The organism is Spongiactinospora rosea, assembly GCF_003315795.1.
Lineage (GTDB): Bacteria > Actinomycetota > Actinomycetes > Streptosporangiales > Streptosporangiaceae > Spongiactinospora > Spongiactinospora rosea.
This window is the reverse complement of sequence record NZ_QMEY01000006.1, coordinates 397540-410148: the sequence shown is the minus strand read 5'-3', so window position 1 is coordinate 410148 and position 12609 is coordinate 397540. Positions and strand designations below refer to the sequence as shown.

Genomic DNA, 12609 nt, shown 5'->3' with positions numbered 1-12609 from the left:
GAGGACCGGGACGGACGAACCTCTGGTGTGCCAGTTGTATCGCCAGGTGCATGGCTGGTTGGCTACGTTCGGGAAGGATAACCGCTGAAGGCATCTAAGCGGGAAGCTTGCCTTGAGATGAGGTCTCCCTCCCATTTTGGTGGGGTAAGGCTCCCGGTGGATGACCGGGTTGATAGGCTGGTGGTGGAAGCGTTGTGAGGCGTGGAGCTGACTGGTACTAATAGGCCGAGGACTTGACCACAACAAACACGTTTGTGTGTTTAATGCTGTTGCGTGTGTGGTGCTCGCGTTCACTGTGTGATTCTGAGACTGCAACCAGGCTGCGGTCTGCCTCTTTTGGGGGGTGGGTCTGCGCCGGTTGGTGGTTTCATGGTGTTGCGGTGGTTATGGCGGTGGGGAGACACCCGGTTACATTCCGAACCCGGAAGTTAAGCCTGCCTGCGCTGATGGTACTGCACTGGGGACGGTGTGGGAGAGTAGGTCGCTGCCGCACAAATATTGAATATGAGGGCCTTGCTGTAGGGGTACGGGTTTTTATCACCCGTTCTTCTACAGCAAGGCCCTCTTCGTTTTGCCCTGCGGCGAGGTAACGTACGAGACGTGAGCGAACCCCTGGGAACATCGCTGGAGTGGCGGGTCAGGCGAGATTTCGTCGTGCTCAAGGCGTTGGGACTCTTGCCGGCCATCGCTCTCATCGTGCTGAATCTCGACGACCGGCGAGCCATTATCCTCTGCGGTATCACCGCACTCGTGCTCGCCGTGCTCGTCGCACGCGACCTCCTCGTCCCCGTACGGCTTTCGGCCGATCCCGAGGGGGTCGTGGTGGCGCGCTGGTTCGCCGGTCGGCAGCGGGTGCCGTGGGAAGCCGTGGAGCGGATCGCCGTGGACGTTCGGCACAGGTACGGCAGGCGCTGGGAGCACTTGGAGATCGACACCGGAGAGACCCTTTTCGTTCTCACCTCCGCCCAGCTCGGTGTCTCCTGCACCACTGTCGCCGCAGACCTTCGTTCACTGAAATCCGCCGCCCGGGACAGTGCTCAGCCAGACCGTGCCGAGAGCTGAAAGCTCGCGGAGGTATGTGAGGTTGTCGAGGATGGCCGGGAGGGTTCCCCGGCTTGCTAGGCTGGAAGTGCCGGGCCACCCCACCGCGGGTGGCCCTTGTCGCGTCGGACCATTAGGCGGGCGACCAATTGCGGAAGAGCGGTACGCGCCCGCGGCCGGCTCGCTGATCGAGCCAATGAAATGGACATACAGAAGTGAACAGAGACCAAGGACGTGATGACGCGGGCCGGCGCGGAGAAGGCGGGCAGCGCGGTCCGGATGCCGGCGACGAGAGGCCGGTGCGCGGTGGTGGTTACCGCGGAGACCGAGGCATGCCGGGGGACGGGCCCCGATACGGCGAACGCCGCGAAAGGCATGACCGGCGCGAAGGCGGCGAAGGACGCTCATATGCGCCGCGTGACCGGGACCGTGACCGAGGTTGGGGCCGGGAAGGCGACCGGGACCGTGGCCGCGGCGGTGACCGATCGCAGGATCGCGACTCGCGCCCTGGTGAGCGGCGCGGAGGATACGGCGGGGGGCGCTTCGAGAGGCGTCCCGATGACCGCGGCGGGCGTCCGTTCGAGCGCGGCCGTGGCGAAGGGGGTTATGGCGAGCGCCGTGGCCCCGGCGGACGAGGCGACCGGGACGACCGCAGGGGCGGTGGAGGCTTCCGCGACGGCGGCGACCGCCCCTACCGTCGCGATGACCGTGGTGAGCGCCGCGGCGGGGATCGCCCGTTCCAGCGCGACGATCGTGGTGGGCGGACTGGTGGCCGCGACCGGCCCTTCCGGCGTGACGACCGTGGTGAAGGGCGTGGCGGGGATCGCCCGTTCCGCCGCGATGACCGTGGTGAGCGGCGTGGCGGGGATCGCCCGTTCCAGCGGGATGATCGTGGCGGGCGGAGTGGTGGCGACCGTCCGTTCCGTCGCGATGACCGGGCTCCGGGCCGCGAGGGCCGGCCGTACCGGGATGACCGCGGCGACCGTGGCAGCCGCGAAGGGCGTCCGTACCGGGCGGGCGAGCGCGACGGCCGGAGCTGGAACCGTGACGATCGGGGCGATCGGCCCTATCGTGACCGTCCCGAGCGGAGCGGAGGCTCCTCCTACGGCGACCGTGAGCGCAGGCCGTACGAACGTCGTGACGACCGCACGCCCCGCCCCTACGGTGGCGGTGGCAGGGACGACGACCGCCGCGACCGGTACCGCGACCGGGACGAGGCCCGGCGCGGGTTCGGTGGACGCCGCGATGACCGTGGCGGCGACCGTGGTGACCGCGCCCCCCGGCGCGACTGGAACGACCGGGGCTCCGACCGCCCGCCGTTCCGCCGGGAGGGCCGTCCGGGAGGCGGTGGCTACGGCGATCGGGAACGCCGCCCCTACCAGCGCGATGACCGCCCTTCCTACCAGCGCGACGACCGTCGCCCGTACGAGCGTGATGACCGCGGGCCGGGCCAGGACGCATCCGACCGGCCGACCCGCGCCAGGTACGGCGGGCGCGAGGACGACGCCCCTCGCGAGCGCGAGGAACTGCCCGAGGTGGCGCCCGACATCACGGCCGACGAGCTCGACAGCGAGCTCCGTGAGGAACTCGGCTCGCTGCCCGGTGACCTCGCCGACCTGATCGCTCGCCACCTGGTCGCCGCCGAGCGTGCGCTGGGTGACGACGATCCGGAGCGGGCGTACGAGCACGCCAAGGTCGCGCGGCGGTTCGCGGCCAGGATCGGCGTGGTACGCGAGGCGGCGGGAGTGACGGCGTACCGTGCCGGGCAGTTCTCGGAGGCGCTGGGCGATCTGCGTGCGGCGCGCAGGATGACCGGATCGGATGAGTATCTTCCGATCATGGCTGACTGCGAGCGCGGCCTCGGCCGTCCGGAACGCGCGCTGGACCTGGTGCGTTCACGTGAGGCCGAACGTCTGGACCGGGCCGGGCGCATCGAGCTGACCATCGTGGAGTCGGGCGCGCGCCGCGATCTCGGCCAGCACGACGCCGCCCTGGTGACCCTCCAGCGCCTGCCCGAGCTTCGCGACCCCCGGCCGCACCCGTGGTCGGCCCGGCTGGCCTTCGCGTACGCGGACGCCCTGGCCGAGGCCGGGCACGAGGCCGCGGCGGCCGACTGGTTCGGGCGCGCGATGGGCTTCGACGACGCCGGGGAGACCGACGCGGCGGCCCGCTACTCCGAACTCACCGGCGAGAGCATCGCGGACATCGAGGACATCGAAGAGGGCGTCGATGCGGACGCGCTGGAGGCCGAGTCCGCCGAAGGCGTCGAGCAGGCCGAGGACGAAGAGATCGACGACCTGGCGACCCTCGACCGGCAGATCGAGGACGAAGACGATCTGGACGAGCTCGACTTCGAGGAGCAGGCGCCACCGGCCGAGTCGGCCCCCTTCCCGGCCGAGCCCCCGGGCGGCTTCGAGGACGTGCCCGGGCACGCGACGGACACGGAGAAGAGCGACGTCGCGGCCGAGCGGAAGGTCGAGGTGGAGGCTCCGGCGGTGCCCGCCTTCATCGCGCCGGACTTCGGCGACCTGGCCGATGAAGACGCCGATGACGACGCTGATGATGACGAGTCCGACGTCGACGAGTCGGATGAGGAAGCGCGTGGCGAGGGCGGGCCTGACCGCGGCCCCGGCGACGAGCAGGGCAAGCGGGACGCCTGACGCTCTACCTGGCTGTTCGCGCGCGCCGCGTACCACCCCTGCCGATGGTGGTACGCGGCGGTGCGCTCAGAGGTTCTCCTTGCCCAGCCAGTGCAGGATTCCGGCGACGTTCGAGGGAGCGCCACTGAGCAGTTCGAACTGCTCGGCGATCTCGGGATCGGCGCGCAGCGCGGCATAGCGCTCGCGCGTCCGGTCCCTGACCATGGCGACCGCGTGGTCCAGGTCCATTCCGGCGGTGTGCGCCTGCTTGGTCAGATCAACCCATACCCGTAGTTCTTCGGCCGATCGTTCCAGCGTCGTGGCGACATCGTCCACGGGGCCGTAGTGGCTGAACAGCAGCCGCTGCGGCTGGAGATCGCTGAAGAGCGCGATGGAGTCGAGCGCCGTGCGCAGGTCGAAGTCGGGTGGCGGCGTGGCGGGCCGCAGGTCGCCGGTCTCGGGCAGATAGACCCCGGCGGCATCGCCGACGTACAGGTCACCGGTCGCCGAGTCGATCAGGCCCACGTGGTGCTTGGCGTGGCCGGGGGAGTAGTGGCTGCTCAAGGTACGCCCGGCGCCGAGGTCGATGGCGCCGGTGTCGCCAAGGGCCCTGATCCTCGACGCCTCGGTCGGCGCGAGCTCGCCGAACAGCGTGTCGAGCCGGTCGCCCCACACCATCTTGGCGCTGGCCATCAGCCGGGTGGGGTCGGCCAGGTGCCGCGCGCCCTTCTCATGGACGACGACTTCGGCGGAGGGGAAGAACCGGGCGATATCGCCGACCCCGCCCGCGTGGTCGAGGTGGATGTGCGTGACGACCACGGTGGCCAGGTCGTCGGGGCCGACGCCGAGCGCGGCCAGCGCGTCGCGCACGATGGGCGCGGAGGTCGATGTCCCGGTCTCCACGAGACAGGGTTTGTCTCCGAGGATGAGGTAGCCGGCGGTGATTCCCGAGTAGCCGGCCATCCGTGTGTCGATCTCGTACACGTCTCCGCCGAGCGCGGTGATGTTGTCCACAGGCCCCCCTCGTCGCAGGAGCGGCGTTATCCCCAGAACGGCGTTCGGGCGAATGCGTCGCACCTCACATCGTAGAGAGTGGTCTCGGCTCACAAACTGCGAGGAGGCCCATCATGGAAGACACCACGGACCGCGACCACGGCAACGACCGCAAGATCGATCGCAACGAGGTCGTCCTGTCCGGCCGACTTTCCGGAGTGCCGGGCGTGAAACCGCTGCCCAGCGGCGACACGCTCACCACCTGGAAGCTGACCGTGCGGCGGCCGGGCCGTACACGCGAGTTCGTCACCGAGACCTTCGAGTGCATGACCTTCGACGGCCCGCTCGGCAGGTCGGTGGCCGACCTCCGGCCACGAGACGTCATCGAGGTCCGAGGCACCTTGCGTCGTCGTTTCTTCACGACGGCGTACGGCAGGGCGAGCGTCCACTCGATCCTCGCCGAGTCCGTCCGCGTCCTCGAACGCACGGTCACCGTCACCTTCGAGGGCTCACCCCCCACAGCCACGCCCACCGACCCCCAACCAGCCCCACGACCAAGCTCGGCCCGCCCCACCATCCCCAAACCACGACCGCCCAGCGCTCCACAAGGCGGGCCTACCCGCCGAAGCGGGACCAAAGGGGCGCGAGAAAAGGAGGCGGATCGCCGTGAGCGACCATCGTTATCCTGACCACCCTCTTATGAAGACGGGGTGCGGGCGGAGTGCCAAGTCCCCGCCCTCAAGAGGCACTGATGGGCTCTAGCGGTGTGTCCGCCTGGACGACGCCTGATCCGCCCTTTATGGGAGCGATCTGGGTAGATCGCCTTGGTCACAATGGATTCGGGCGCAGGCGCTTGGCCTTCCCCGGCGCCTGCGGCGATGGTGGCGGTGCGATCATCGGCAACCTCCGGGAGCTGTGGTCGGTCGTGGTCGCGTGATGATTACTGATTGACCGCTCCGTCCGTGGGCGGTATCGCTGTCAGGTCCCGGGCGAGGGCGTCCAGCGCGGCTCCGTGAGAGGCTTTCACCAGCACCACGTCGCCCTCTTGTACGAACTGGGACAACAGCCCGAGTGCGGCCCGTTGTCCATCGACCAGGTGGGCCGTCGTGCCTGCGTCGGCGGCACCGGCGACGATCGCGGCGGCCTCCCAGGCTCCGACGCCCACCACGATGTCCACCCCAAGCCGGGCGGCCAGTTCGCCCATGGCTCGGTGCTGTCCGGCCGACTCGGCACCGAGTTCCCGCATGTCGCCGAGCACCGCGACGGTACGGCGGCCTGCGGCCATGGACACAAGAGCCTGGAGCGCCGCGGCCATGGAGTCGGGGTTGGCGTTGTAGGCGTCATCGACGATGGTCACCCCATCGGGGCGTTCATGCACCTGCATCCGGCTTCCGCTGGTGGCTACCGCGGTGCTCAACGCTTCGGCGATCTGCCGGGTGGGCATGCCCAGCCGGAATGCGGCCGCGGCGGCGGCCAGCGCATTGGAGACGTGATGCTCGCCCACCAGCGGAAGTTCCACCGTCGCTCTGCCTTCAGGGGTGTGCAGCTCGAACCGCGGCCGACCACCCATCAGGCGGACATCGGTCGCGCGGACCTGCGCGGACGAGCCGCGGCCGTACCACACCACTGGAGCGGCGCTCCGCGATTCCATCGCCGCGACCAGCGGATCATCAGCATTGAGTACGGCTGCGCCGTCAGCGTGCAGGGCCTCGACGAGTTCGCCTTTGGCCTGGGCGGTGGCCTGCCGGCTGCCGAACTCCCCGGCGTGTGCGGTGCCGACGTTCAATACGACGGCGACGTCCAAGGGCACCATCCGGGTCAGGTGCGTCAGATGTCCGATGCCGCGGGCGCCCATCTCCAGCACCAGGTAGCGGGTGGCCGGTGTCGCGCTCAACACCGTCAGCGGTACGCCGATCTCGTTGTTCTGCGAGCCCTGCGTGGCCACGGTGGGTCCCAGGCGGTCCAGGATCTGCCCGAGAAGGTCCTTGGTGGAGGTCTTGCCGCAGGAGCCGGTGATCCCGATCCGGGTGACCCCCGGTATGGCACGCGCCGTCCAGCAGGTCAGCGCGTCCAAAGCCGCCTGCACGTCGTCGACGACGATCGCGGGAGCAGGCACGGGCCGAGAGACGAGTACCGCCGCCGCACCCGATTCCACGGCCGCCACGGCATAGTCGTGGCCATCGGCACGCTCTCCACGGAAGGCGGCGAACAAGCTGCCGGGAACCGCACAACGGGAATCCACGATCATGGGCCCGGCCACCATCACGGCAGGGTCAGGGATCTCATGGAGCTTCCCCGCGACGATCTCCGCGACCCTGGCCAGACTCATCGGCAGCATGACCCTGTCCCCCCTCAGTGGTCCATGGCCGAATCTAGCCCGCAGGATCGGTTCGTTCACGGTTTTCGCTGTTCAGAGCCCTGTGGGCGCGTCGCGCCCAGACGCCGTTGGCAGGCGGACCAACGGAGCCGGTGGGCTGCATCGTGAGCACGCGGGGCGAGATGGCGGGCGTGTCCATCGGCGCGGGCACGGCGACGAAGGCGCGCGCGAGCATGGCCGGCGGGGCCATCAGGTGAGGCGGCGGACCTGGTGCTCGTCCAGTCCGGCCAGGCCCTTCCAGGCTGGGAAGGTCTCCTTCACCAGCCTGGATCAGCGCCTGTGGCCGCCTTACGGCGTCCAGCAGTACAGGCGACGGTCCCGCTCGCGATTGGGCCGCAGCCGGCCGGCTTTGACAGGCCGGGACCGGCGGGCAGCGGCAAGTGCGTCCTTGAGGGCTTTGGAGGCGACGAGGAATCGGCGGCGATGAGCCCGTCAGAGTTCCGGCCCGTGAAGATGCTCTCTCACTCACTCCAAAGCCCCGTCGGGGCCGCAGCCGCATGGGTCAGTTGTTCGCGACGAAGTCGGTGACCAGGCGGTTGAACTCGTCGGCATGTTCGATCATCGCCCAGTGGCCGCAGCGGTTGAGCAGGACCAGGCGGCTGTCCGGGATGTTCGCCAGCAGGTACAGCGAGGTCTCGTACGAGACGACGCGGTCGTCACGGCCGTGGATGAGGAGGGTCGGCACCTGGATGGACGGCAGCAGGTCTGTTCTGACCCACTTCGGGAGCGGTGCGCCCTTGGGCAGTCCCTCCACGTAGTTGCGCAGATGCTCAGGACGGGCCAGGGCCGCGTCGGAGCGGGCCTGGCACAGCTCCGGGGTGGCGAAGCGGGCCTTGTCGTAGACCATGATCTCGACGAGCCTGCGCATGTTCGCGGGGCTCGGGTCGCGGTACGCCTGCACGAGCACCTTCAGGCCCTCCGACGGGCCGTCGCCTGGGCCGAAGAGCGTCGGCGTCCGGCCGACCGGCGGGCCCATGGTGACCAGGTGCGAGATGCGGCCGGGGTGCTCGGTGGCCAGCCGCAGGGAGGTCTGGCCGCCCATCGAGTTGCCGACGAACGCGGCCCGCTCGATGCCGACGGCGTCCAGGAACTCGATCGCCGCCGCCACGTGGTCGAGGCGATCGACGGTCGCGGGGTCCGAGTCGCCCCACCCGGGCATGTCCACGGCGTACACGTGGAAGCGCGCGGCCAGCGCCTCGATGTTGCCGGCGAAGTTGCTCCACCCGGTGGCGCCCGGCCCGCTGCCGTGCAGCAGGACGAGCGGATGGCCGGCGCCCGCCTCGTAGTAGCGCAGTTTCCAGTTCGCGGTCTGTACGGTGCGCGCGATGTCGGTGGCGTCGAAGGTCATCGGGCGGCCTCCTCGTGGGGCGTGAGCGCGGCGGCGTACAGTCCGGCGACGACCTCCGGGGGGCGGTGGCCCCAGCTGTTCAGCTTGTCCAGCGTCTTCACCTCCCATGTCTCATCGTCGATGATCAGCCCGCCCCAGCCGTACTCGACGCTGAAGCCGGAGGGCGTGCGGACGTAGAAGCTGAACATGTGGTCGTTCGGGTGCATGCCGAGCGTCATCTCGAACGGCTGCTTGGCGTCCAGGCACCGGTCGTAGGCCATGCCGACGTCGCGGATGTCGGTGACCTCCACCATGAAGTGGTGGGAGCTCTTCGGCGAGGGCAGGTCGCCGAAGGCCACGGTGTGATGGCGGCCGTTGCAGTGCAGGAAGATCAGGTCGGCGACCACGCCCGGGGACAGCTCCTCGATGATGATGTCGCTGACCTTGAAGCCGAGCAGGTCGATGTAGAAGCCCAGGTAGGTCTCCCGGGAGACGCCGTGCGCCAGGAGGACCTGGTGGCCCGCGCCGCCCGCGCCGGTCACGAACCCGCCGAGCAGCTTCGCCGACCGGAACGGCGTGGCGGCGTCGGCCAGGCCGGTGACCAGTTCGACCCGGTTGCCCATCGGGTCCGCGGTGGTGAATATCCGCTCCACCTTGCGGGCGGCGGCGAGGGCGTCGCCGCCCTCGGTGACCTCGATCCCGGCATCCCGCAGCCTGCCGACCAGTTCGTCGAGCGCGGCGTCGTCCGCCACCTCGTAACCGGTGGCCACGAGGTCGTCGGCGGGGCCCCCGGTGATGATCCAGCGGTGCGCCTTCTCGTCGGTGCGCAGGGTGAACCCGTCGCCGGTCCGCTCGCCGATCTGCATGCCCAGCAGCTCGACGCCGAAGTGCTCCCAGTCGGGCAGGTCGCCGACCTCGTAGACGACGTAACCCAGTTCCTTGACTTTCGACATGCTTTCCCTCCTTGCTTTCAGGCGCGTGCGTGGCTTTCCGGCGCGTGCGGCCGGGGCTTTCAGGCGGGTACGGCCAGGCCGCCGACATCGGACGCGGCCACGAACTTGTCGGGACGGAGCGCCACGGCACGCACCCCGTACCTGGCCAGCCACGGCAGGATCACGTCATCGAGATCGACGAGGTCGTCCGGCCCCTGCGTGTACGCGGTCTTCGGCCGCACCGCGACGTACCGGGCGCCGAGCGCGTCCCAGGCCCGCTTCTCGCCCGCGGTCAGCAGCGTCGCCGGATCGACATCCGCGCCGAGCAGCACGAAGCCGTTGCCGAGCAGGTCGTCCAGGCGTGCCATCCGGCCGACGGTGTCGCCCGCGATCGGCTGCGGGATCATGCGGCCGACTATGCTGGCGTCGCCCAGCGGGCCTCTGATCCATCCGCCTTCGAGCACCGGCGGGGCGATGAGCGGCGGCTCGAACGGGGTGACCGTGCCCTGCGGCACCGCGTTCATCGCGGCCCGCTCCTCCTCGGACAGCTCCTGCTGGATGACCCGGCCGAGCTGTACCGCGAGGTTCGTGTAGAAGGCGGCGCTGGGCCGACGCTCGGCCTCGTAGGTGTCCAGCCAGCTTTCCGGGAGTTCGCCGGTGATCACGCGGGCGAGCTTCCAGCCCAGGTTGTGGGCGTCGCGCATGCCGGTCTGCATCCCGGCCCCCGCCCACGGCGGCATCAGGTGGGCCGCGTCGCCGGCCAGGAACACCCGTCCCCTGCGCCAGGTGTCGGCCATCCGGGTGTGGTGCCGGTAGAAGGCGTACTGGTGGATCTCGACGTCCCGCTCGGTGACGCCGAGCGCCCTGAGCAGCGGCCACACCTCGGCGCTCGTCGGGTAGTCGGCGGGGGACTCGTCCGGCTTGAGCGGGATCTCCCACCTGTGGTTGCCCGCGGACAGCGCGATGTCCACGACCGGGCGCTGCTTGTCCGACCAGAAGGTGAGGAGATCGCGGTCGGGCCACCAGCGCTTGACCTTGCAGTCGATGACCACCCAGGTCACGTCGTTGGTGTCGCCCAGCAGGCGGCAGCCCACCACGGGCCGGGTGGTGCTGCTGCCCCCGTCCGCGCCGATCGCGTAGCGGGCGCGGACGGTGCGGGTCTCGCCGGTCGGGGTGTGCGTCGCGGTGACGGTGACGCCGTCGGCGTCCTGCTCGATCCCGGTGACCTCGACGCCGTAGCGGACGGTGACGCGGTCGCCGTACTCCCGCGCGGCCTCGCGCAGTTCGGCCTCCATCGTCGGCTGGTAGATGTTGTAGAAGCGCGGCCTGCGGCCCAGCGTCGAGGGGGGATGCTCGACCCGCATGATCTCCGTGCCGTCGTAGGTCACCCAGCGCAGGGCCCGCTGGGGGTCGATCTTCCTCTCGATCCGCTCGTCGATGCCGAGGTCCTGGAAGATCCGCATCGTCCAGTCGTTGACGGTCACGGCCCGCGCCCGGGGATGGATGTCCTGCTCGCGTTCGAGAGCGACGGCGGACACGCCGTACCTCGCGAGGGTGAGTGCGGCGATCACGCCGGTCGGTCCGTATCCGACGATCGCGACGTCCGCGTCGTGGCTCTCGGTCATGCGCTGGCTCCGTTGTCTGGTCGCGCATTTTCGGCGCGACGCTTTTGGACCGAACGGTCGGTTCAATCGTGAGAGGGTAACAAGGGGCCGCCGCGCCGTGTCAAGGGCCGGCCGATGACGACCTCGCAGCCTGCCGGTACCGGCGGCTCTCTAGACTGCGGCAGGTGGAAAAGTCGCAAGGGAGCCAGGGGAACCGGCGTGGCCGCCGGTCACGGCAGGAGATCCTCGACTCGGCCGCCCGGGTGATGGCCGTACGCGGCTACGCGGGCACGTCGATGTCGACGCTGGTCAAGGAGACCGGCCTGCCGAAGAGCTCCTTCTACCACCACTTCGAGTCCAAGGCGGGCCTGCTGTCGGCCGTGATGGCCCAGGGCGCGCAGAACTTCTTCGAGGCCATGCGCGAGGCGCACCGCGACCCGCCCGAGCACGGCGGCCCCCGTGAGCGCCTGGGGTGGTACCTGCAGAAGACCGGCGAGATCTTCGTGCACCGGGAGGAGTTCCTGCGCCTGCTGCTGGTGCTGGTGATGAGCCACGAGGCCGCCGAGGCCCCGGAGGCGCTGCGCACCGTGATCGCGGTCCGCGACGAGGGGCGCGACTACATGCGGCACATGATCCGCTCGTCGTTCCTGAGCGCGGGCGAGGAGGCCGCCGACCGGGTCGCCGGCGCGCTCGCGCACTTCGGCATGGCCGGGTTCGACGGCGCGTTCGTCGCACTCCAGTCCAAGGACGGCAAGCCGATGGCGGAGCTGATGGCGGAGCTGACCGACGCCATCGCGACGCTGGGCGAGGCGCTGATCGCCGGACGCTGAGCCCGCCGCGCGGACGCGAAGGTCCGGTCTCAGTGGGAGTCCGGGGCGAGATCGGCCGCGATGGCGAGCGCGGCCCGGGACAGGGCGTCCGCCAGCGAGTACAACCGGTGCGGGTCGTAGCGTCCGCTCGGCATCGACACCGACAGCCCGGCGAGGGCCTCCCCGCCGGGCGCGCGGAGCGGCACGCCGAGCGCCGTCACACCGCGCTCCGAGCGGTCCTGGTTCAGCACGAAACCGTTGCGGCGCACCAGGGCCAGCTCGGACCGCAGCCGCGCGAGATCGGGCCGGTCGGCGGGGCGGTCGGCGTACCGTTCGGCCGGATAGACCGCCGCGAGCTCCTCGTCGGTCAGCTCGGCCAGCAGCAGCAGTCCGGCCGTGGTGCGGTGGGCCGGGAACACCATGCCCTCACGGGAGGTCACCCGGAGGCTCTGCGCGCACTCCGCGCCGGCGATGAACCGGACGGTGTCCGCCGTGCGGACCGCCAGGTGGATGGACTCGTCCAGCACGCCGGCCAGCCGGCGCATGTACGGCAGGGCCGTCGTCCGCAGCCGGGACGCGGCCGAGGGCGAGTGCGCGGCGAGCTCCAGGACCGGACCCGCCCGGTAGCGGCGCCGATCGTCCTGGACCGCGAAGTCCCGGTACACCAGCATCGTGAGCAGCCGATGCGCGGTCGAACGGGCCACGCCCAGCCGCCCGGCGACCTCGGAGACGGTCAGCTCGCCCTCCATCTGGAGCATCGTGGCGATCCGCAACGCGTGGTCGACACTGTTGATCATGTAGGTCGGCGGGTTCTTCAGCGGCTTGTCCATGACCCTTCGATTCCGCACAGCAGAATTAGCTGTTCCGCAGAGCGTGACAGTGCGACA

11 protein-coding genes and 2 rRNA genes are annotated in these 12609 nt (G+C 70.0%); 6 read left to right on the top strand and 7 right to left on the bottom strand.

The genetic code is table 11. The features are described from left to right. The 3 genes from DP939_RS18055 to DP939_RS18045 all read left to right on the top strand — a co-directional run. Positions 1-241, top strand: a 23S ribosomal RNA gene (locus DP939_RS18055); the annotation flags it as partial. Positions 242-376: 135 nt separating this feature from the next. Beyond that, a 5S ribosomal RNA gene (rrf, locus tag DP939_RS18050) occupies positions 377-493 on the top strand. Positions 494-600: 107 nt separating this feature from the next. Next, the gene (locus DP939_RS18045) at positions 601-1062 is read left to right on the top strand and encodes a PH domain-containing protein (protein WP_158578603.1); all 462 of its coding nucleotides are present in this window, start codon (positions 601-603) and stop codon (positions 1060-1062) included. A gap of 383 nt (positions 1063-1445) precedes the next feature. On the opposite strand, the gene DP939_RS47005 is transcribed toward DP939_RS18045, so the two are convergent. Continuing rightward, positions 1446-2672, bottom strand: a complete 1227-nt coding sequence (locus DP939_RS47005) for a hypothetical protein (RefSeq protein WP_199565228.1) — start codon at positions 2670-2672, stop codon at positions 1446-1448. Here DP939_RS47005 and DP939_RS18040 point away from each other — a divergent pair. Beyond that, the gene (locus tag DP939_RS18040) at positions 2577-3701 is read left to right on the top strand and encodes a hypothetical protein (protein WP_199565227.1); all 1125 of its coding nucleotides are present in this window, start codon (positions 2577-2579) and stop codon (positions 3699-3701) included. The genes DP939_RS47005 and DP939_RS18040 overlap by 96 nt on opposite strands. A 66-nt stretch (positions 3702-3767) precedes the next feature. On the opposite strand, the gene DP939_RS18035 is transcribed toward DP939_RS18040, so the two are convergent. Next, positions 3768-4694 carry an MBL fold metallo-hydrolase gene (locus tag DP939_RS18035; RefSeq protein ID WP_225878320.1) on the bottom strand — a complete coding sequence of 309 codons (927 nt, stop codon included), beginning with the start codon at positions 4692-4694 and terminating at the stop codon, positions 3768-3770. A gap of 113 nt (positions 4695-4807) precedes the next feature. Between DP939_RS18035 and DP939_RS18030 the strand changes: the two genes are divergently transcribed. Beyond that, positions 4808-5362: a single-stranded DNA-binding protein gene (locus tag DP939_RS18030; protein WP_113981846.1), complete on the top strand. Its 555-nt coding sequence runs from the start codon at positions 4808-4810 to the stop codon at positions 5360-5362. 251 nt (positions 5363-5613) lie between these two features. Here DP939_RS18030 and DP939_RS18025 read toward each other — a convergent pair whose 3' ends face one another. From DP939_RS18025 to DP939_RS18010, 4 genes are all read right to left on the bottom strand, one after another. After that, positions 5614-7071 (bottom strand): UDP-N-acetylmuramoyl-tripeptide--D-alanyl-D-alanine ligase, encoded by a 1458-nt coding sequence (locus DP939_RS18025; protein ID WP_318656290.1) that lies wholly within the window; start codon positions 7069-7071, stop codon positions 5614-5616. A gap of 481 nt (positions 7072-7552) precedes the next feature. Next, positions 7553-8398: an alpha/beta fold hydrolase gene (locus DP939_RS18020; RefSeq protein WP_113981844.1), complete on the bottom strand. Its 846-nt coding sequence runs from the start codon at positions 8396-8398 to the stop codon at positions 7553-7555. Further along, positions 8395-9330, bottom strand: a complete 936-nt coding sequence (locus DP939_RS18015; RefSeq protein ID WP_113981843.1) for a VOC family protein — start codon at positions 9328-9330, stop codon at positions 8395-8397. The genes DP939_RS18020 and DP939_RS18015 overlap by 4 nt, the downstream gene beginning before the upstream one ends. Positions 9331-9389: 59 nt before the next feature. Then, positions 9390-10934 carry a bifunctional 3-(3-hydroxy-phenyl)propionate/3-hydroxycinnamic acid hydroxylase gene (locus tag DP939_RS18010; RefSeq protein WP_113981842.1) on the bottom strand — a complete coding sequence of 515 codons (1545 nt, stop codon included), beginning with the start codon at positions 10932-10934 and terminating at the stop codon, positions 9390-9392. Positions 10935-11098: 164 nt separating this feature from the next. Between DP939_RS18010 and DP939_RS18005 the strand changes: the two genes are divergently transcribed. Beyond that, positions 11099-11743 carry a TetR/AcrR family transcriptional regulator gene (locus DP939_RS18005; protein WP_113981841.1) on the top strand — a complete coding sequence of 215 codons (645 nt, stop codon included), beginning with the start codon at positions 11099-11101 and terminating at the stop codon, positions 11741-11743. 29 nt (positions 11744-11772) lie between these two features. Here the strand turns inward: DP939_RS18005 and DP939_RS18000 are convergent, their stop codons facing one another. Further along, positions 11773-12552, bottom strand: a complete 780-nt coding sequence (locus DP939_RS18000) for an IclR family transcriptional regulator (protein WP_113981840.1) — start codon at positions 12550-12552, stop codon at positions 11773-11775. Positions 12553-12609: the final 57 nt, after the last annotated feature.